At 44.3% G+C, this 20,331-nt stretch carries 18 protein-coding genes and 1 tRNA gene; 12 read left to right on the plus strand and 7 right to left on the minus strand.

Annotated elements, in window-relative coordinates:
- Positions 1–96: 96 nt before the first annotated feature.
- Positions 97–170, plus strand: a tRNA-Arg gene (locus tag C7475_RS01885).
- A gap of 199 nt (positions 171–369) precedes the next feature.
- On the opposite strand, the gene C7475_RS01890 is transcribed toward C7475_RS01885, so the two are convergent.
- The 3 genes from C7475_RS01890 to C7475_RS01900 form a co-directional block, all read right to left on the minus strand.
- A complete protein-coding gene (locus C7475_RS01890) occupies positions 370–1,191 on the minus strand; it encodes a class I SAM-dependent methyltransferase (RefSeq protein ID WP_110050459.1) in 822 nt (273 codons plus the stop codon).
- A 140-nt stretch (positions 1,192–1,331) separates the two neighbouring features.
- On the minus strand, positions 1,332–2,270 hold the full coding sequence (locus C7475_RS01895) for an alpha/beta fold hydrolase (RefSeq protein ID WP_110050461.1): 939 nt from the start codon (positions 2,268–2,270) through the stop codon (positions 1,332–1,334).
- A gap of 99 nt (positions 2,271–2,369) precedes the next feature.
- Positions 2,370–2,888, minus strand: a complete 519-nt coding sequence (locus C7475_RS01900; RefSeq protein WP_110050464.1) for a DinB family protein — start codon at positions 2,886–2,888, stop codon at positions 2,370–2,372.
- 337 nt (positions 2,889–3,225) lie between these two features.
- Here C7475_RS01900 and C7475_RS01905 point away from each other — a divergent pair, with 337 nt between their 5' ends.
- The 6 genes from C7475_RS01905 (at position 3,226) to C7475_RS01935 (ending at position 12,506) form a co-directional block, all read left to right on the plus strand.
- Entirely contained in the window at positions 3,226–4,692 is a 1,467-nt protein-coding gene (locus tag C7475_RS01905) for a hypothetical protein (RefSeq protein ID WP_110050466.1), read from the plus strand.
- Between the two features lie 161 nt (positions 4,693–4,853).
- Positions 4,854–5,609, plus strand: a complete 756-nt coding sequence (locus tag C7475_RS01915) for a hypothetical protein (RefSeq protein WP_110050471.1) — start codon at positions 4,854–4,856, stop codon at positions 5,607–5,609.
- Between the two features lie 1,040 nt (positions 5,610–6,649).
- Positions 6,650–7,351, plus strand: a complete 702-nt coding sequence (locus C7475_RS01920; protein ID WP_110050474.1) for an ABC transporter ATP-binding protein — start codon at positions 6,650–6,652, stop codon at positions 7,349–7,351.
- A 31-nt stretch (positions 7,352–7,382) separates the two neighbouring features.
- On the plus strand, positions 7,383–9,683 hold the full coding sequence (locus tag C7475_RS01925) for a TonB-dependent siderophore receptor (RefSeq protein ID WP_110050476.1): 2,301 nt from the start codon (positions 7,383–7,385) through the stop codon (positions 9,681–9,683).
- A gap of 12 nt (positions 9,684–9,695) precedes the next feature.
- A complete protein-coding gene (locus tag C7475_RS01930; protein WP_110050479.1) occupies positions 9,696–11,144 on the plus strand; it encodes a DUF3526 domain-containing protein in 1,449 nt (482 codons plus the stop codon).
- Positions 11,145–11,147: 3 nt separating this feature from the next.
- Entirely contained in the window at positions 11,148–12,506 is a 1,359-nt protein-coding gene (locus C7475_RS01935) for a DUF3526 domain-containing protein (protein ID WP_110050481.1), read from the plus strand.
- 23 nt (positions 12,507–12,529) lie between these two features.
- On the opposite strand, the gene C7475_RS01940 is transcribed toward C7475_RS01935, so the two are convergent.
- On the minus strand, positions 12,530–12,760 hold the full coding sequence (locus C7475_RS01940; RefSeq protein WP_110050484.1) for a hypothetical protein: 231 nt from the start codon (positions 12,758–12,760) through the stop codon (positions 12,530–12,532).
- Positions 12,761–12,782: 22 nt separating this feature from the next.
- Positions 12,783–13,796 carry a hypothetical protein gene (locus tag C7475_RS01945; protein ID WP_110050487.1) on the minus strand — a complete coding sequence of 338 codons (1,014 nt, stop codon included), beginning with the start codon at positions 13,794–13,796 and terminating at the stop codon, positions 12,783–12,785.
- A gap of 288 nt (positions 13,797–14,084) precedes the next feature.
- On the opposite strand from C7475_RS01945, the gene C7475_RS01955 reads away from it, so the two are divergent.
- Positions 14,085–15,158: a sensor histidine kinase gene (locus C7475_RS01955; protein WP_110050491.1), complete on the plus strand. Its 1,074-nt coding sequence runs from the start codon at positions 14,085–14,087 to the stop codon at positions 15,156–15,158.
- A complete protein-coding gene (locus C7475_RS01960) occupies positions 15,155–15,880 on the plus strand; it encodes a LytTR family DNA-binding domain-containing protein (RefSeq protein WP_110050493.1) in 726 nt (241 codons plus the stop codon). The genes C7475_RS01955 and C7475_RS01960 overlap by 4 nt, the downstream gene beginning before the upstream one ends.
- 97 nt (positions 15,881–15,977) lie before the next feature.
- On the opposite strand, the gene C7475_RS01965 is transcribed toward C7475_RS01960, so the two are convergent.
- Entirely contained in the window at positions 15,978–16,961 is a 984-nt protein-coding gene (locus tag C7475_RS01965; protein ID WP_158286389.1) for a transporter, read from the minus strand.
- Between the two features lie 463 nt (positions 16,962–17,424).
- Here C7475_RS01965 and C7475_RS01970 point away from each other — a divergent pair, with 463 nt between their 5' ends.
- Positions 17,425–18,174: a hypothetical protein gene (locus tag C7475_RS01970; RefSeq protein ID WP_146217439.1), complete on the plus strand. Its 750-nt coding sequence runs from the start codon at positions 17,425–17,427 to the stop codon at positions 18,172–18,174.
- A 5-nt stretch (positions 18,175–18,179) separates the two neighbouring features.
- Positions 18,180–19,397 carry an MFS transporter gene (locus C7475_RS01975; protein WP_110050499.1) on the plus strand — a complete coding sequence of 406 codons (1,218 nt, stop codon included), beginning with the start codon at positions 18,180–18,182 and terminating at the stop codon, positions 19,395–19,397.
- Positions 19,398–19,450: 53 nt separating this feature from the next.
- Here C7475_RS01975 and C7475_RS01980 read toward each other — a convergent pair whose 3' ends face one another.
- Positions 19,451–19,894 carry a PepSY-like domain-containing protein gene (locus C7475_RS01980; RefSeq protein WP_110050502.1) on the minus strand — a complete coding sequence of 148 codons (444 nt, stop codon included), beginning with the start codon at positions 19,892–19,894 and terminating at the stop codon, positions 19,451–19,453.
- Positions 19,895–20,024: 130 nt separating this feature from the next.
- On the opposite strand from C7475_RS01980, the gene C7475_RS01985 reads away from it, so the two are divergent.
- Positions 20,025–20,327 carry a hypothetical protein gene (locus C7475_RS01985; protein ID WP_146217440.1) on the plus strand — a complete coding sequence of 101 codons (303 nt, stop codon included), beginning with the start codon at positions 20,025–20,027 and terminating at the stop codon, positions 20,325–20,327.
- The last annotated feature ends 4 nt before the right edge of the window (positions 20,328–20,331 follow it).

Below are 20,331 nucleotides of genomic sequence, written 5' to 3' on the forward strand. Positions count from 1 at the left end.
GCTCAATTGTAAAAATGGCGCCCCTCAAAAAAAATCCAACTCCTATTTTGGAAATTTGATTTTTTTCTACACCTTTGCAATCCCGATCACGGGAATGGCTTCGTAGCTCAACTGAATAGAGCATCTGACTACGGATCAGAAGGTTTCTGGTTTGAATCCAGACGAGGTCACAAAAGAGGATAATTGCACTTTAGTAATTATCCTCTTTTTTTTATATAAACCTCGAAAGATACCTCATCCCAAGTAATCTATAACAGGTCGTACAGGAAATTCTCCCTTTTTGTAATTTTATAAAATCTTGTAGCATTGAAATACCCCCGGCAGTTTTTCAAACAATGCTCTTTATAGCTCATCTATATCATGGTCCAATTATTTCCACGCCTGAATGATCACCGCACTTATAGGAGCGCTCATAGGAGCTACTCCAAACTTTTCAGACAGTTCCCTTTCCACGTCAGCTATTATCTCATCAATCCACGCGGGGTTTCGCTTTTTGATTTCCTGAAAAATAGCCCCGTTCTGCACAAGACCAATAGCCGCCTTTTTTGCAGTTGTACAAACTGAATGCTTTTGTACTTTCTCAATTGATATTTCGGAAAACCCTGCCTCCTCTAATAGTGGCCTTATAATGGCTTCATCATTCATCGAAGTTGCCACATTATATGACTCGGGCAATGTTCCCTCAAAATATTTCTTTGCTGCTGACCGGGAAATATAAGACACAGCATTATTCTCCAGCTTATCCCAGGTCGTAAACAACAACATGCCTCCTGGGCTCAACACACGATATGCTTCTGCAAATGCTTTCGGTTTATCAGGCACAAACATATATCCAAAGCTACATACAACCAGGTCTATACTATTGCTGGTGAAAGGAAGCTGTTGTGCATCTATCTTTCGCCAGTCAATGTCAGGAGCTGCTAATTTTCTCTTAGCTACAGCCAGCATATTCTCGTCAATATCCGAAGCGATCAAGTTGGCCGATGCCGGTATCCGTTGTCGTATATGGCGGGTAACACGGCCTGTCCCGGCAGCAATTTCGAGTGCAAGAGAAACGGAGGAAGGATGAATACGAGTGGCGATTTCTATGGCATAAGGCTCAAAGAACATGGGACCAAGAAATTCATCATAGTGAATGGCGCTCTCCAACGAAGGATCAGCGGAAGGATTTGAATTTGAAGTATTATTCATAAATAATCCTTTTAAAATTTCAACTCATGCAAAGGAGGGCAAAACAAGACACGTTGCACTTCGTTATTCAAAATAGTGAATTGTCACTTTAATAAAAACGGGTATCCCGGTTGCCGGAATACCCATTTTTACAAACATCTTTAAAACATCGGCGGAGGCGCATTCAGATCTGCATCCAGGAAATCTGTTACCATCGGTATCAGCCAATTCGTCCGCAGCATCATCCCTATATGAGTAGTACCGGGAAGGATTGCCAGCCTTGACTTCGGCAACCCATGCAGATCTCCCATCTTTCCGCCACCTTTTGCCCGGAATAGTTCCAGCGCATGCTCATATCTCACACCGTCAGCATCGCCTATGGCCATGAATATCGGCGCCTGTATGCTTTTTGCCTCCTTTGACCAGTCATAGGATTGATCATCTATACTTAATACCTTCTTCACAAATTCAGGGAAATGCGCCGGATCATTCCCAAGACTATCATATTGTTTTTCTATCGGAGAACCCTTGAACATGTCTGCTGTCATCGTACCAAAACTGGCTTCGACTTCCGGCCACCATCCATCATGCTTATAGGTGCCCGATAACACCACAAGCCTGCGTACCTGTTCAGGATGACGTATTGCCATTTGAAAGGCAACGCCTCCTCCCATACTATATCCCAATACATCTGCACTGTCAATTTTAAGATGCTTAAGCAAACCGGATACATCGTCGGCCATACCTTCATAACTCAAAGCCCGTGGAATATCTCTCGTACGGCCGTGTCCCTGCATTTCCGCTACGATCACTTTACGGTCTTTGGCAAACAACGGTATGATGTTCGACCAGTTCATAGGGATAGTCATAAAAGAACCGTGCAGCAATACAAGCGGCTTACCCTGGCCATACACCTCATAGTACATTTTTAATCCATTTACGTCTGCATAGCCGCTATCAGTGAGCTGGGTATGTCGACTCACAGTAGTATCTTTTGATGTAGCGGATGCGTTCTGGGTATTCTCCGGACGTGACTGACAGGATGCGAGGACTGTCACAGCAATTGCAAATAATAAACGGGGGATAAGGTGGTTATTCATATTGATCTGTTTGATTACAATGCAAATTTCGACAACAATATCATCGTACTTGCAGTGCATTCAAGACAATCAAAGGGCAAAACAGGACATGCAGCCAATTTAATTGCCGGCATTTCTCCTGGCAAGATCATCCTCATATGTAGGACCGTATATGCTTGGCACAATATTGCCGGTGGAACGCAGATAGGTCATCATTTCGCCCCGATGATGATAAATATGATTGAACAGGAAACCACGCGAAACGATCCCACGCGGCATCGGTCCCAGAACGGTATGCTCTCCAACCTTCATCGTCCATGGCGCCTGTAATTTTTCTTCCGTAACTGTTTGCAACGCAGCTCTTGCCTTTTCAACATTCTTTTCAAACAAAGCAAGCGTAGCCTGAATATCTGCGGGATCGCCGCGCTCCAGGTGATCTGCAGCCATATCATACACATCCTGGGTAAGCGTACCTACATACCAGTAATAAATGGTCGCAATATGCTGGGCCAGTTCGCCCATCGTCCAGCAAATAGGAGAAGGTTTGAAGTTAATATCCTTTGCAGGTACCGCCTGCAATAATTTCCTGGTGCTGGTTACTTCATGTTCGAATTCCTGTTGCAATGCCTGTACGATCATATGTTATAGTTTCTGATGAATATACAAAGTTAGTACCACTCCTCACTGCCTTTGATTGTATGGAGCAGGTATGATCCATTTTTTTGTGTAGTTGAAGCCCAATGTTACAAAAGCGACTTACCCGATGCAGAAGTACATATTCTCGACGAAGCCCATACGTTGCTGGAAACTAATTTTGATGCAGTATTGAATCTCATGGATGATTTTTTGTCCAGGGAAGGATATTGAGGGTCGCTATTGCGCTATTATCACAAACAGTATAATTTGTTAAAATAACCTGACACCCTGCTCATAACGCCTGTTATTATTTATATTTGATATCAAGCATCCTATACTTATGAGACGGTCCATTGCAATAATTATTCTCGTATTTTCAGTAGCCTGTTCTGGAGAATATTCATATAATAGTTTAAAGATTTCCACGCATACGAAAGAAATAGTTTCAAAAATTTCCACCCTTAACGTACTGGCTGGTAGAGCGGTTGGCGAGGGTGGTATCAGACCGGAAGAATATGACAATTTCATTGAACTAAAAAATAAGGCGACAAATGCTGAGTTAACGGAACTCACTGATCATCCTAATGGAGTTGTACGCTGTTATGCCTTCTGGGCCCTATCATATGATACTACCGCTAATCTGCTTCCGATAGTAATCAGGCATCTGAATGATACTATACAGGTTCGTACTCAATTTGGTTGCATTGGAAGAACGGAAGATGTGGGTGATATCTTTATTGATATTGCACAGCAATCATATGATCTGGATTCAAAAAAGCTTACCCTGGAAGAATCTGAATATCTGGACAGTGTACTGATTTACACCTCAAATAGATTATATGCAAAAGAAAGGGCAATAAAAAGAGGCAAACTGACGGCACGTTTCTATGGAAGAGTTAAAGAGCTTATGTTGAAAGATGGAAATCAATCGGCTTTAATAGCATTGGCCAAATTCAGAAGAAAGGAAGATATTCCCTTAATACTAAAAAACAGCAGGATCGAACAACGGAATGGGCTTTTTAACACATACAAAGCAATTGGTGAGTTTCCCGATCCTGCCTTTAGACCATTGTTGCAGGAGTCATTGCACGACGTGCTGGTAAAGGCCTCCTGGGATTCCGAGTCAGCGGAGATGTATAACGCAATAGCAAGCTTTAAAGATGATACCGCATATCGACAGCTTGAAAAACCTTTTAAGAAAATAACTGATTCGAATATACGCAAGCATCACATAGCATTTGTGTTCAATGCGATTAGGAAACATTATTCGCCGGTTTACAATGACCTCCTCTGGGAAATATGGGAAAATGAAATGATGATATCGCCTGATGTATTTAGTCTGCTTTATAAACAGCAGCCACAAAAGGCATTTCAGGTAACGAAAAAGACGATTCAGAATATTGAACTATACTACCTCAATCAGATAGTTGATTATGATAATTACGAAAAAAAGCCGGTAAATCTAATGGATGTTATGCTCGACACGCTTATAGCCCATGATAGAACCATGGTGGTGAAGATGATATACAAAAACATTAAGGATATCAATGCGCCATTGTATAACCTATACGCTGACAAAGTATTAGCATTAAGGGATGATTCCTGTGTTAAAGCTCTCTTGAGCAGGCTCGAAATTGAAAGCAGCCCTTACGCCTATCTTAAAATTGCAGAAGTACTTGTTGCCTTTGGGGATGAAAACATGAAGAGGGAGATAGTAGAGATATCCAAGCGAAATGTCCAAATGAAGCAAGAGTGGGCCAGAGAAGATTTTGCCAAGCTTCTAAATGGACACAATATTAAATATTAACATGTATATGAATTAGTGAGCTATCCCGTAAGGCCGCTTGACGAAGTGGATCATCCAAAATATCCACATTACAGCCTCGCCATTGTGCATAATCTCCCTTGTTAGCTAAATCCCTCAACCGGCAGATTTCGTTAATTTTAGGGTACTCAAAATAAGCATTAATGGCAAAACAAAGTTCAATCATCACCTTTACCGGTAAACTCGGTAATCTCATCGGGTATCAGCGCAATGGTAAATACTTCCTGCGCAGTATGCCTGAAATCGTAAGACAAACGGCCAATACCCGCCGTGCAGCTAAGCGCTTCGGTATGATCAGCAAAAAGGCGGCCCTTATCCGCAACGCTTTTTATGACGATCTGGACATCCGTTGCGACAGCAGCCATATCAACCGGCTGAACAGGATGCTCATAACAGCAGCTGGCGATCACGCCGCAGTTACAGGCTTCCGCTTTAACCAATACGCGGGAACAGACCGTTTCTTCAGCATCGCACCCCGGCTCTTCCGGAATGGCATCTTGCACATCCCCCCGCAAACCCTGGCTCAACACAAAGATCTTACCGCACTGGAAGTAAAAGTCATCGCAACCCGTATCGACTTCAACACCCACCACGTCACCGGTACGGAAACTGCCATCATGGAGATAGATCCCCATGAACCATTCTCCGGTGCAGATGTGGCCCTGGACGTACCAGGTAAAGGAACACTGATCATCACATTACAGGTAAGGGGACTGCTTAAAGACGGACCATCAGCCAACAGGCAATACCTGGCCGCAGACATTATCGCCGTAATGGCGCCACAAATGCCCGTAACAACAAATCGCCATAACTACCGGCATAGAATTATATTACCCTCAATACGCTCCGAACACCCTGCAAGCGTATCGGCCATCCCACATACAATAAAAAGGGAATAAACCATCCCCGCCTGAATGCTATATTTTGATGAGTGATCCTTAACCCGCCAACACCTTAGAACATAGAAGCCCTCCACAAAACAGCTCCAGCAAGGTCCTGAAGCAGTCCGCTCATTGCCCGGTCGCATCTCAACACATCACTTTATCCAATTCCCACACCAGAAAATACCCAAATGGCAACTCCCGATCAAGTCCACCACTCCTCCGTAGACGCTTCTGGGATACGTCATATAAGACCCTCCTGAGAGGCATCTATCAGGTGGCGCTGAAGCGCCATCCCAGGGGTTTAATGGAACAACCAACTGCCCAACCGCATACAAAGGCTAAATAGAAAGGAACTTCAAATAACTGCAGCCAGAGATTCCATCCGGACTGCGAGCCAGAAGGTCAACGCTTTAATTACCGGCAGCCCTATCCGCACATCAGTCACGAAATCAAATGTGACATACATCACGCAATCATTCCCCCGATCCTTCCTTCCTTTGCATCAGAATTCGTAAACAGAACAGCATACTGATCTAAATCGTTAGTGTTTGTGTTGTAATTGACAAGAGCGTCGTCTGTCTGACAGATGGCGCTCTATTTTATTTACAACATTGTTGCATTATATAAAAAATGCCCCTATCTTTGGCAGGTGTCTGTCTTAAGAAATATCAGGAAAGTGACCGCACTTGTATTACTGGCCCTCATGCTGGTAATTCATGGTGTAAAGCTATTCCATCAACATACTGAGCGCCCTTTACCGCAGCACAAGTCATACACCATTGTTACCCAGGCGGCACATCATTGCGCTATTTGCGACTTCCAGTTAACAAGAGATGCAGATATAGCAGCCGCACAATTTTGCCCCGCAGTTACACGAGCCGTAACCGTAATCCTTGTTTACATTGTTGTTCCATATAACACAGCCCATCCATCTGAGCTTTGCCTTCGCGGCCCTCCTGTAACATGCTGATAATTTACTTCTGAACATCTTAAACTGGCGCTGTTCCTATGCGCCGGCAATCCCTGATTTCATAATAATTCAAAATTATATTCGTATGACTGTGCTCAAAGCTGAACAGCTTAGCAAACAGTACAATGGTACTATTGCGCTGAACAATCTTAACTTATCCGTCAGCAAAGGAGAGATCTTTTGTCTGCTAGGCCAGAACGGCGCCGGTAAAACAACGACGATCAATTTATTCCTGGGCTTCACAAACGCTACCAGTGGAAAGGCTACTATCAATGGCGTCGAAGTAAAACCGAACGATACAGGCACTAAGAAATTTGTGGCCTATATTCCGGAAGTCGTACAACTGTACGGCAACTTAAGTGGCATAGAAAACCTCGACTTCTTTAGCCGTTTAGCTGGTTGCAGATATTCCGCCAGTGAGCTGAGCGCATTCTTAAGTAAAGCAGGCTTGCAAACAACCGCCCACGCCGGCCGGTTAGCTACCTACTCCAAAGGGATGCGGCAGAAAGTCGGTATCGCCATTGCGCTGGCCAAAAATGCAGACGCCATCCTGATGGATGAACCCACATCCGGCCTCGATCCGAAAGCTACCGCAGAATTCACCCGTATCTGCAAAGAATTCGCCGCAGAAGGGAAAGCCATCTTTATGGCTACACACGACATCTTCAATGCCGTAAATGTCGGTACGAAGATCGGGATCATGAAACAAGGCTCCCTGGTCCATACAATAAATACGAACGAAATTACCGCCGGCGAATTACAGCAATTGTACCTGGAAACCATTTAAGACGCCATTCCAACCTATAGAACTAGATCAAATGAAGTATTTATTGATAGGGCCAACCCTTGTCCTTTACAGTATCACCACGCAGGCACAGGCACCGCCCGGCGAAAAAGCGACTGCTGATACCGGGCTTGTCACACGCACAAGCCAGCTGCAACAAGTAGAGATCACCGGCCGCATCGCTAACAAATATTACAGCGATTACTCCTTCAGCGCTACAAAAACAGCGACTTTAAATAAAGATATACCGCAGGCTATATCAACGGTCACCAAAGAACTGATTGCCGACAAACAAGCCTTTCAACTGGCCGATGCAGTGAAGATGGCCAGCGGTGTCATACCTTCCAGTTACTATAACCAGTACGCTATCCGGGGCATCAGCCAGAATGAAGAAGGACAGATCATCAACGGCATGCGTACGCGCCAGTATTATTTCCTGCAACCGTTAATAACAAATATCGAAAGGGTGGAAGTTATTAAGGGGCCAGCCAGTGCAACTTTCTCCAGCATTGATCCGGGCGGAAGCATTAACCTTGTTACGAAAAAACCACTGGCCGTAAACCGGCGTGACATAAGCATCAGCGCTGGAAGCTTCAGTACGATAAGAGGAACGCTTGACTTCACAGGACCGCTTAACCAAAGTAAAACGTTACTATACAGGATAAACGGTGCTTACCAGGAAGCTGGCAGCTACAGGGATCTCATTGGCAATAGATCGGTGCTCGTCTCGCCTTCATTTTCCTATATACCGAACGAGAGGACCGCTGTAAATGTCGAAATGATCTTCAGTAACATGACGGGAAAGTTAGACCGCGGACAGCCCATCTTTGGCGCCGTAGCCGGTGTTACAGACTTGCACAGCACACCAATTAGCCTGAACCTCGCTGCACCGGATGATTTCTTTAAGTCAAAGGAGTTCATAGTAATGGGAACGCTGTCCCACAAGTTTACTGACAACATCAGTTTCAATACTTCCTACATGAAGCAGACCTGGACCGAAGATCTCCAGGAGCATCGTACCACCAATGGCTTCGCTGTTGACACTGCCAATAATCCAATTACCTCGCTGGCGGCAATGCAATATGTACAACGCAAACAATTCTGGAACGTCGATAATGTTAGCAGCTATTTCAACTTTGATTTAAAGACCGGAAACATCAACCATAAACTACTGGTAGGTTACGACCTGCATAGCTGGCGAAAACTGAAAGGTGGCGGGCAGAATGCAGCGAGAGGTTTTTTACTGAAGGATGGTACTGTCGCCAATACCTATGTCAAAGCAAATGCGGCCGCCTACCAGTTGATAACGATCGGAGGAATAACAATGCCCAGGCCCAATGTTAAACACTTTGACCTGGACGATCCTTCTTATACTATCACCAGTCCGGGCGATTACACGATGAATGTAAGGACCGCATTGCCCGCTGCTCTTACTACCGATAATGCTGTTTATATACAGGAACAGCTGCAATGGAAACAACTCACGCTGTTACTAAGCCTGCGCCGCGAATGGTTCAGGGACATTACGAATTATGACTCGCCTGGAGAACTGTCCTTCAGTAACGACGCCTGGTTGCCGAGAATAGGTATCACCTACGCAGTCACTAAAGCAACAAACGTATACGCTACTTACCTGGAAGGTTTTCAGCCACAGTCAAATACCGTAACGCTCATGCCCAATACAGGGAACTTCTCCAACACTGCAAAGTCAGCAGCCTTGTTCAAACCACTGAGAAGTAACCTGAAGGAACTGGGTATGAAGTCCGCATTATGGGAAGGCCGTCTGAATGTAAGCGCCGCTGTTTATGAGATCAACCAGGAGAATGTATTGATGAACGCTAATATCCCGGCTTATCCCGATTCGCTGGTCACAAGAGGGGCCGACAGAAGCAGAGGTTTTGAAATTGAGATCGCAGGATTTATCCTGCCCAACTGGCAGATAAACGCAGCTTATAGTTACATCGATGCACAGATCATAGAAGACAGCAAATCAGAATTAAAAGGTACTAGAAAAGAAAATACGCCCTTCAATAGCGCCAACATCTGGACCCGTTACAACTTCACAGAAGGATCAATGCTGAAGGACGTCGGTATTGGCCTGGGCCTGCAATACAGCGGTGATAAAGTTCCCTGGTTCACAAGGGCATTTAAAGTACCTGCATATACATTACTCGATATGGCCTTCTATTACAGTCCCGGTAAAAGTAATATGCAGCTGGCGCTGAACATCAACAATGTGATGAACAAAACTTACTGGCTCGGCGCACAGAACTATCTGCGGCTGTTTCCCGGAGCGCCCAGGAATGTAACATTAACAGGAACCTATAAATTTTAAACTGTTTGACCAATGAGGAGAGACGTTCTTTTACTACTAGCAAAGCAGCTGGTTTCGAATGCCTTCAGGAACAAAGCAATTGTTATGTTGTTGGGTATCGTAGCCATCCTGCTTATTTATGCAACATACAGCTGTGCCGGAATTTATCTGCAGGAAACCCAAAGCAGACAATCATATCAAAAGGAGGTGCGGGAGCATTGGGAAGAAATGCCCGACAAACATCCTCATCGTATGGCACACTATGGATATATTGTTTTCCGTCCGAAAAGTCCCTTGAGCATCTTTGACCCTGGCATGGAAAGTTACGTTGGCAATGCCGTTTTCCTGGAAGCCCATCGCCAGAATAGCGTCAACTTTTCTGAAGCAGGTTTTAGCACCGGCATGCTCCGCTTCGGAGAGATCAGTATGGCGATGATATTGCAGATACTCGTCCCCCTTGTTATTTTCTTTATCGGGTTCAATACGGTGGCGGCAGACAGGGAGAACGGCACTTTGAAGATCTTATTAGGACAAGGCGTGTCATGGAAAGAGATCATGACAGGTAAGATCATAGGCTTATTTGGTATCGCATTGTCATTGCTGCTGCTGGTCCTCATCTTTTTGATCGCAGCAGGGGTAAGCATTCCGCAAAAGCAATTTACGGCAGACGATCTGCTGCTGATCTCCTGGATCATGTTATGTTATGCCGTCTATTTCGGAATTATCAGCATCGTTGCAGTGCTTATCTCCGCATACAGCAGAACCGCTAAACTGGCGCTGGTTTCGTTGATAAGTATATGGCTGCTGTGGGCAATTATTCTGCCACGTACCATGCAGGCCGCCGGAAACTTTCTTTATGCATCGCCTTCCAGGATCGAATTTGAAACAGCTATTGAGAAAGAACTGATTCAAAAGGGAGATAGTCATAATCCCGATGATCCTTATTATAAAGCACTGAAAGACTCGGTCCTCAGAATATATAATGCCAGTTCAGTGGAGCAGTTGCCATTCAATTACAGCGGCTTCCAGATGAAGGAAGGCGAGCGGATAAGCGCCGTTATTTACAATCAGCACCTCTTCGCCCTGCTGGACAGATATCAGCAGCAGAACGATGTATCACGGTTATCAGCCTTTGTAAACCCACTCATGGCCCTGCGAAATCTCTCAATGTCCATCAGTGGAACTGGCTTCAACAACTATACACGGTTCCAGCAGCAGGCGGAAGCCTATCGCTATCAGCTGGCGCAGCACATGAACGATCTGCAGATAAAACTGATCAGCAATAAGAAACCCGGAGATAACGACAAACCTTATAGCATTAGCAGCGAACATTGGAAATCATTCCCCGATTTCAGTTATAAAACCGAGCGTCCGATTGTAATGATCACCAGCGAAACACTTTCCCTGTTCGCATTACTCTGTTGGATGTTATTGCTTATTACAGCGGTTTCCATCTTATCTAAAAAATTAAAAGCTATTTAGTATATGCTGACATTATTATTCAAGAGCTTTATCCGTTCGAAGGTGGCGGTAATTGGTCTGGCAGTTGTTTTGTTTACCGGTATTATCAGCATCTACATCGGCCGCCAACATATAGAAAAACAGCGGACCAGTATTGAGAAGACCGCTCATTTCCAGCAGGAACATATCCAACGGAACGTGCAATATTTCAATAAAGAAATGGGACTACTGCTGTATCACCTGCGCTTCAGTCTCGTTAATGAAACACATCCGCTTAATGGTTTATCCATAGGCCAGAGAGATGTAAATTCGTCCATCCAAAGCATCACTATCCGCAACCTGGAAAATCAGAAGTACGATACTGACTTGTTCAATCCGTTCAACCTGCTGACGGGCAATCTTGATTTTAGCTTTGTGCTCATCTACCTGTTGCCATTGCTTATCATCGGCTTCAGTTATAACTTGCTGTCTGAAGAAAAGGAAGACGGTACCTGGCCTTTGGTTTCGACCCAGGGGAACCACCCGTTCAAACTCCTGTTGCGGAAACTGTTGATACGTGCCATAGCCGTTTTCGCCGCACTGGCAGTATTACTCTTGCTTTCCGCTGTGATCCTGTCAATTCCTGTTGATAGCAGTTTCATAGCCACGATTGCGCTTGCTGTTTTATACCTGTTATGCTGGTTCGCGATCTGCCTGTGGGTAATATCTCTCCAGAAGAGATCAAGCACCAATGCCGTCATTCTTTTAAGCAGCTGGATGATGCTCACGGTGATCCTTCCCGGAGCAGTGAACAATTACATCCTCAATAAATACCCCGTTCCGGAAGCAATGGCTACAGCGGTAGCACAGCGCGAAGGATACCATGAAAAGTGGGATATGGATAAGCAACCGACCATGGATAAATTCTATGCGCACTACCCGCAGTTCCGCAGATACATATTACCCGAAGGGCAGTTCAACTGGCCCTGGTATTATGCCATGCAGCAAATGGGAGATGATGAATCACAGATGCAGGCAAATGCAATGCAGGATAAACTCTGGCAAAGAGAAAAGACAAGCACTTTCATTGCCGGCTTCATTCCCACATTGCACACGCAGCATATGTTAAACACCATCGCCCGCGCAGGGCTAAGTAACCAGTTGAGCTTTCTGGACAGCACTACCGGATTTCATGAGAAAATGAGATTGCATTTTTACCCGAAGATCTTTGAAGGATCCGCTGTGTCGGGCGAGGATTGGCAGCAATTTAAAATGGAACACTTCTCTCAGGCATACAATATTAATTGGCTATCGGTATTAATGCCCCTCATCCTGGTCAGTGTATTATTTTTTGGACTGAGCGCTGTTAATTTCAGAAAGTCATTACAGCACGACCGGATGTAACGCATGCTTGCAGCCTGATATCATTAATCATTCAAACACAGGTCAAAAGGTAAATAGATACAGCAATGTCCTTTTTCTTTAAGGCAGAAAATAACATCTTCTGCCTTAAAGAATTTCCCTTCCACCCGCATGATCTTATCTTCATCTTCGAGGTCAAATGTAACCCTGAGATCAGGAATTGTTTGCAGCAGATCATTCACAATGACCTGTACCTTTTCGGTACATAGTACGTCTGTTTTAAAAACTCTTACCATGATCGTAGCAATTGAATTGGCTCTATTTCTTTGAGCTCATAAAAAGAAAAGGATTGAACGAGATGCCTATGTTAAAATAAAAGGTCGGGTCTGGAGTAGTTTGATATACCGGCGATCCAAACGAATCTTCTTTCCTGAATATCCTGCCGGAAGTGGTCATCTTCATACCTGTCTTTGCCGTGAGTACAAAATGATTGGCTATTATGTGTTCATACATCAAACCTGAATTAATGTCTAGTTGCCTGTACTCATATCTTTGGTCCGTACTGTCCAGGTTATATAGATAGAAGCCCGTTCTGTCCAGCTCCGCACCTAAGGATAATCTCCCGTTAGCCATCAGGTACTTTCTTAAATAGATGCTCTTTGGAAAGATCACATCTGCAATCAGGCCATTATTAAACTTATGCTCGTAGGAGAAAGTTGGCATGACAGGAGCCTGTGAACTAGGGTCAATGTTCACGAGTAAACCAACTGTCAGTTTCGTACGCTGATTCGCCTTTAGCACAATATTACCTGTTAACATTCCTTTTACTCTCTCAACATGTTTCTCGCTACCATCAACTAGTAGACTTGATGTATAGATCGTCTTTTTATTGAACAACGTAGAGAAATATGAGAAGTTAACAGCGGAAAAGAAGTAATGAAAATCGCCATCCGTAGTTTTAATACTTCCTCCGGGGTGTGTTATATCCGCCCCAACAGAAGTGTACCTGTATCCTGCTGTGGCGCCCATTAACCAGTTTTTTCTCTTTATAAAGTTATAGTTGGCACTCATTTTTAACTGTGTGAAATTAGTGACCCTACTTTCCGGCAAGGCTTTCCCTATTTGTTCTGATGTGAAATTGTATGGAGCGGAATAGATGAATTCAATATTCAGTGGACGTGCAATGGCAAGCCTGCTTGCAGCATTGCGCTCTGCACGTTTAGGGAGCGACAGGCTATCTTGTGCCCCGTTAGAGATATTCTGCGATAAACATTCCACTGACATGATCAGTATGCCTGATACTGATAGCAATAATTTTCGTGTAATTTCCATGTTCCTTGTTTAGAATTCTAATGATAGACTGGGTAAAGCTGGCTGTAATCAATGATCGTGAAGGACTGCTTTGTTGCGATGAAGACGGCCCGTCATACATTGACTAACGGAACAAAGAAAGATAGAATAGGGTCTCAGTTTTTCGTTTTTATACCAAACCGTTTACATTTTATACTAAATTATTTACAAGCGAAATTTGGTATAAGAAAGGCAGGGTTTTGTATAATTTTCAGGTAGGGCAGGCTATAATCGCGTTATCTTCACTCTGTGTTCAAATTATTAAATATTATGAAGCAAGATCATGTGGAGTTAAATGATGCAAAGATCATTCGACTGATCATTGACGACCGGTACAGAATTTTACGTCATGCTGGAATAGTACTGGGAGTACTGGCTATGATCTTCTTTTCTAATGAGGTCCTGGACTATAGGGGAGGTTATAGATATCTGCGTCTGTTTTCCGTGTCTGGCTGTCTGATCATTATGTGTTACATCAATATGAACATACTGGTGTCGCGCTTGTTCTTCAGAGGCAGGTATATCCTGTACCTTGTGCTGTTAGTACTGGTGGTAGTGGCCTGCCGGATAATATTATCCTGGCTACTGGATACGTTTTCAACACCGGAGCAGTTGGCCATCCGTATGGCCGAACACAAACTGGGGCTCTATGAAGGAACGCTCATACTGATTGCCGTAGTAATGGTCACCACTACAATGAAGCTCTTCCAGCGATGGGCAAGGGATAACGAAAGGATGGCAGCGTTAAGGAATATCACGCTGACAATGGAGTTAAATGAGTTGCGGAATCAGATCAATCCGCATTTCCTCTTTAACATGCTCAATGGAATTAAAGCGCTTGTTCGCAGTGATCCGGACAGGGCTACAATTGTCATCATGAAATTGTCTGAGTTCCTCCGGTACCAGCTTTATGAGAATAATGAAGAAAAGACCCTGTTAAGTTCCGAGATCAAATTCTTGTCTAACTTCCTGTCGCTGGAAAAGCTGAGAAGAGATAATCTTTCTGTTGATATTTCCAGCGAGACCACTCCCCGGATCCTTAATATGGTTGCCTTACCGCCGAACCTTTTTACCACTTTTCTGGAAAATGCAGTAAAGCACAGTGTTGATATCAGCGGGGCCGCATCTTATATCAGGGTTAAGATAGAGGTAATCGGAGATAAGCTTCATTTCAGCTGTCTTAACTCCAGGGACCCGGATTATAGACCTTCAGACAACAGGAGCAGCGGGCTGGGGCTCGCCAACATAAAAAGGAGATTGGAACTTTTATACGGGGGTAGCTACTATCTGGAAACGAGTTCCACTTCTAAAGAATATAACGTCAAATTAATGATACCGTTATGAAATGCATCATTGTAGATGATGAGCCTTTGGCAAGAGAGGAAATGCAGGCGCTCATCAGGGATGTTTCAAATGTTGAGGTCCTGGGTACGTTCTCCAATGCCCTTACCGCTATGGACTTTTTGAAAGGAAACGAAGTAGATCTCATATTCCTCGATATTGAAATGCCGATGGTAACAGGACTGGAATTCGCGGCAACATTGTCCCGCCAGGTCCTGACGGTTTTTACTACAGCTTATCCACAGTACGCATTTAAAAGTTACGAACTTGATGCTATAGATTATCTTTTGAAACCTATCGATAAAAGCCGCCTGGAGAAAACGATCAGCAAGGCGGAAATATACAAACGGTTGCTCTCGGATGAGACAGAGAAGAATGTCGTAGAAGCTAACACCGGCGACTTCTTAATAATCAAATCCGACCGCAGATTTTACAGGCTAAATTTCAATGACATCCGCTTTATAGAAGGATTAAAAGACTACGTAGTGATACATACAGGCCATCAGAAGCTGATCACAGCTATGAACTTAAAAACCATTCATCAGAAGGTTGCGCAGCAGTTGTTCCTACGCGTAAGTAAATCCTATGTAGTCAATATAAACTACATTGATTCATTCGATCATCGCAATATTTATCTTGGCGATACAGAGATTCCGATAGGGGAGGTCTACAGGAAAGATTTCTTCAGGACGTACTCCGGTGGCGCTCTTAATCCCGACGAATAAGAGGCTTTCTATCAACAAAGGAACATCCATAAATATTAAAGGCTGATCCATTTTACCGAATCAGCCTTCCCATAAGCAAAATAAAGAAATGGTTTGTTTAATTCTTATTTAGTTTGTACGACAATGCAAGCGTTCCTCTCCAACCCTCACTCCGGTTTTGTACAGCAGCTTCCTTCATCGCTTTTATTTCGAGGAATAGTCCCGAAGGAAATACAAAACCCACACCTGGCCCGTAAGCAAAAACTCTTTCCCGTGTATCTGTTATGCCATACTTATGCTGGAAATAATTATGATCTCCATCGTGTGCATCCTGTTCCAGCTGATTCAGATAATACCCTGCAGCTTCCACGAATATTGATCTGGTAACCGCATATTCAGCAGAATAGTTGAAGTTGTAGGTAATACCAGGACGATCATCCGTACCGATACCTTTGAAATAATAATTCAGATGATGCCGCATACTGAAGGAGAGGTTTTTAACAGGCGACAGTGTAAATGTATAGTGAGGGAAAACACGCCAGACACGGGAACCCGGATTGATATCATATGTCGAGTGATAACCTCCCGTTGGCACAGCCACATCAACTTCAAGCCGGTGGGAATAATCCATCCCGAACAGCTTCCTGTTGAACCATTGTACCAGCGGTCCGGTAACAAGATCGCCTAGCGGACTTGGATTGATCGAAGGTGCAGCACCACCGCTTGCATTAGTGGACAACTTTACAAGCGGCATAATTGTGGTAAAGCCGAGGTTACCTCCTAAGATTCGTTTCTTACTGATAAACACTACCTGCTGTAATGTGATCAGCGAACTCACTTGCAGTGCGCCGTTAATTGTCTTTCCGTGACTGTTTTTAACCTTATCGGGTTGATCTATCTGTACATATTGCAGATAGTACCATCCTGGTGACGGTGGATTACCATCCTGTAAATTGGTAAGTCCTAAATTGCCTGGAGGGAGATGCGGGTCCTGGCTGTAAGCGGCAAAAGGGATAAGTGCCAGTAATAGGAGGCCGGTAATTATCATCTTCATTTTTCTGCCTGTCTGGAATTCTCTTTGATCTGGTACGTTCGGTTTCATGATATATTTTCTGTCGTTTCTCATCAGGACATTCATCCCTGACTGACACCACAAAGTTGCGACAAGAGAGACCTCTTTTTGATGTATAGATCATAGGATTATATGTAAATTTCAAAGAAATAGTATCTCAATGAAACGTCTGTCGGCTCGGGAAGGAGCCGTGTTGTCTGCAGCGCCCCGGGGTCCCCGCCGCCTGGACGAGTTTCTGCCAACTAGCCCCCACAGCTAAATCCCTCGCATTCTTGAACGCTTGTTCAAAAATTATTTGGTAGAATATACTGAATGGTATAATTTTGTTCGACAGAATTCGATCTTTCGATAGATAGCCGGGGCTGCCCGCGGCATTTGTCTCCACATAAAGCCGTGGCGGCACGGAGATAGTATAAGAGTGTGTTTTTTATGATTGACGATTGTAGTTTCAGAGCCCTGGTTTCGGCCAGGGCTTAAGTATTAACAGTTTCGGATGCAAAATATAGCATTGTTAAATAGAGAGAAGGTCGCAACACTTCTAACCAGCTTTGGATCGGGCATGAAAACGCCGTTAACATATATTCACCCCACAAGGTATAAACAGCATAATCCCCTGATCGCAGATGGACTGCAAGGTCTGAAATTGTATTTGAAAGACATACCCCGTCATATAATAGTCAGAGTACTTCGCCTGATGGAAGACGGCCCGTTCGTATTCGCGCATGTGGAATATCATTTTCCCATTCCAATGGCAGGCTTTCACATCTTCAGATTTGAGGATGGTCTGATCGTGGAACACTGGGATAATGCACAGCCATTATTGCCACTCGTATCGGGGAGGAGCAGCATCACCAGCGGAACGGTACTGATCACCGACCGGGATAAGACAGACGAGAATAAAGATCTTGTTAAGGCCTTTATGGAAGATCTCCTTTCAGAAGGGAACATAAAAAAGCTGGGTGATTATTTTCCCGAACAGGGTTGTATCAATCATAGCGCTGTCAGCGCTGGAAAGACCAGTCAGACGAAATGGGAGAAACACGGTATCAGATATGACAAAATGCATAGGATATTAGGTGAAGGCAATTTCGTCCTCACAATAAGTGAAGGACATCTTAAAGGAGCGCCATCCGCTTTCTATGACCTGTTCAGGGTAGCAAACGGTAAGATTGCCGAACACTGGGACATTATTGAAGAAATTATAGGTATAGAGAATCATAAGAACACTAACGGAAAATTTTAAGAGGTATGAAGTTTATTAAGGAGAACCATCACGGTATAAGTACCGTTCTCGCATTCGCACTAATCCCCCTGTCGGGCTTTGCGACCGACATTTATATACCGTCTCTGCCTGCCATGGCGACGGATCTTGGCGTAAGCAATGCAGCTATACAGTTGTCGTTGCTGATCTTCATGATCAGCTCCGGCAGTAGTCAATGGTTCATAGGAAGCCTGTTGGACAGCTTCGGACGTTACCGTCTGGGATTAACTGCGCTACTCGTCTTCACCTTCGCCAGTTTCTCCATTGCTATGTCGCATAATATTAATGTGATCTATGCCATGCGTGTGATACAGGGTATTTGTGTGTCGCTGATCGTCGTGGGCAAGCGCGCTTACTTTATGGACATTTATTCCGGAGAGAAACTGAAGCATTATACCAGCTTGTTCTCCATTATCTGGGCCACGGCTCCGATAGCGGCTCCCTTCCTGGGCGGTTATCTGCAAGCGGCCTTCGGATGGTCTTCCAACTTCTATTTCCTGGGTATCGCTACACTGATCCTCCTGGTGCTGGAATTGAAATACGGGGGAGAATCCTTAAAGACTTTCCATCCATTCAAAATGGAACCTATCCTGAAGGTATACGGATCAATGATCAAAACACCCGACTTTAGTCTGGGGCTGGTTATTCTGGCCCTGTGTTACGGCATGGTCATCGTGCATGGTATGACAAGTCCCTTCATTATTGAGCACGTGTTTCATCATTCAGCCGTAGTTACCGGTTATTGTTCCCTGCTGTCGGGATTATCGATCATGATAGGGGGGATTATCTCCAAATCACTTATTAACCGGCCATTCACTAAAAAGATAGTAGCTGCACTTACATTACAGGCACTGGCTATTATAGGAATGATGGTCACTTCCGGATTTGGCTCTAACCTGTATACCCTGATGGCATTCACCATTGTGATCCATATGGTAAGTGGGTTTGTATTCAATAACCTGTTTGCTTATTGTCTTGGCCGTTTCAGTAAAAATGCGGGCATCGCAAGCGGTATTACCGGAGGCTCAATGTACGTACTTACCTCCATCTTTAGTTATGGCATCGGCAGTTTACTGACCATCAAAACGCAGGCCTTACTGGCTGAAGCCTATCTCGTAATGGCGTTGGTACTGGCGATTGTATTTACGCTGTTCACCAGGGCCAGAGAGGCTCATCATAGAACTTTACTTGCCGCGCAACAATAAAAAAAGCAGCCGCTCAGAAATATCTGGCGGCTGCTTCGTTATATACTGAATGGTTATTTCTTCTTCTTCTTATCGTCTACCTCATTTTTTAGCACTTTCCCATCCGCACTGAAAGTCACATCTCTTTCTTCCGGACTTTTCTTCAGCTCCAGTTTGTATGTAATTACTGTTCCGGCAGTATGTTTGTCAACATCATGAATGGTATATCCGGCAAACTGTTGCTGAACGGCTTGCTTCACCGCTGCCGGCAGATCAGCCTGTTGAATATCCTCTTTCTGTTTTACCAGTTTACCTGATGCGTCATACCAGGCATCGTGTTTGGAAAACTCCGCGTGATACTGATCGTCCTTTAATTTCCATTTAACACCTGTCGCCTGGGGATACTGCTGCTGGAAGCTTTTAGTAACGGCCGCTGGTACATTTACCGGCTGATCACTTTTCTGCGCATAAGAACTAACGGCAGTTCCCATCAAAAGAATTAGAATTAGATGTTTCATGAATTAATATTTTAATTGAGGAGGTAAATTTAAGGAAAGAATCTGCTCCAGGGAAAAAATCGGGTATTTGGACAACAGATTCCCCTAATCCGTACCTTTGTATCATCGTTCCCCACTTAATTTTATAGTTATGATCCAGTTCCGCGCTATAAAAAGATCTCTCGTTCCTGATAACACAATGGCTGACTACATCCACAACCTTCCTGACAGGTATAACAATTCAAAAGCCGAAAGGATCGCAGCCTATCTTACTCATCAGTTCAGCAATGAATCCTGCAGCAGCCATCCCGATCACATGGTAGAAATGAATATTGAGTCCCGTTCTGAAGACGGAGGCGGTTTGGTCCTGTATAGCTACAGCAAACCTTGCTGTGACAGTTTTACGAAGCGTATCAAAGAAATGATCAGTAAGACGAAGGAATTGTTTCCTTGATGCC

This window comes from Chitinophaga sp. S165, assembly GCF_003182155.1.
GTDB lineage: Bacteria > Bacteroidota > Bacteroidia > Chitinophagales > Chitinophagaceae > Chitinophaga.

Coding starts and splice junctions, on each gene's coding strand:
- C7475_RS01900 (WP_110050464.1), bottom strand. CDS start 2,888: ATGATCGTACAGGCATTGCAACAGGAATTCGAACATGAAGTAACCAGC.
- C7475_RS01905 (WP_110050466.1), top strand. CDS start 3,226: ATGAGACGGTCCATTGCAATAATTATTCTCGTATTTTCAGTAGCCTGT.
- C7475_RS01890 (WP_110050459.1), bottom strand. CDS start 1,191: ATGAATAATACTTCAAATTCAAATCCTTCCGCTGATCCTTCGTTGGAG.
- C7475_RS01975 (WP_110050499.1), top strand. CDS start 18,180: ATGAAGTTTATTAAGGAGAACCATCACGGTATAAGTACCGTTCTCGCA.
- C7475_RS01965 (WP_158286389.1), bottom strand. CDS start 16,961: ATGAAACCGAACGTACCAGATCAAAGAGAATTCCAGACAGGCAGAAAA.
- C7475_RS01980 (WP_110050502.1), bottom strand. CDS start 19,894: ATGAAACATCTAATTCTAATTCTTTTGATGGGAACTGCCGTTAGTTCT.
- C7475_RS01945 (WP_110050487.1), bottom strand. CDS start 13,796: ATGGAAATTACACGAAAATTATTGCTATCAGTATCAGGCATACTGATC.
- C7475_RS01925 (WP_110050476.1), top strand. CDS start 7,383: ATGAAGTATTTATTGATAGGGCCAACCCTTGTCCTTTACAGTATCACC.
- C7475_RS01940 (WP_110050484.1), bottom strand. CDS start 12,760: ATGGTAAGAGTTTTTAAAACAGACGTACTATGTACCGAAAAGGTACAG.
- C7475_RS01920 (WP_110050474.1), top strand. CDS start 6,650: ATGACTGTGCTCAAAGCTGAACAGCTTAGCAAACAGTACAATGGTACT.
- C7475_RS01960 (WP_110050493.1), top strand. CDS start 15,155: ATGAAATGCATCATTGTAGATGATGAGCCTTTGGCAAGAGAGGAAATG.
- C7475_RS01930 (WP_110050479.1), top strand. CDS start 9,696: ATGAGGAGAGACGTTCTTTTACTACTAGCAAAGCAGCTGGTTTCGAAT.
- C7475_RS01935 (WP_110050481.1), top strand. CDS start 11,148: ATGCTGACATTATTATTCAAGAGCTTTATCCGTTCGAAGGTGGCGGTA.
- C7475_RS01970 (WP_146217439.1), top strand. CDS start 17,425: ATGCAAAATATAGCATTGTTAAATAGAGAGAAGGTCGCAACACTTCTA.
- C7475_RS01895 (WP_110050461.1), bottom strand. CDS start 2,270: ATGAATAACCACCTTATCCCCCGTTTATTATTTGCAATTGCTGTGACA.
- C7475_RS01955 (WP_110050491.1), top strand. CDS start 14,085: ATGAAGCAAGATCATGTGGAGTTAAATGATGCAAAGATCATTCGACTG.
- C7475_RS01985 (WP_146217440.1), top strand. CDS start 20,025: ATGATCCAGTTCCGCGCTATAAAAAGATCTCTCGTTCCTGATAACACA.
- C7475_RS01915 (WP_110050471.1), top strand. CDS start 4,854: ATGGCAAAACAAAGTTCAATCATCACCTTTACCGGTAAACTCGGTAAT.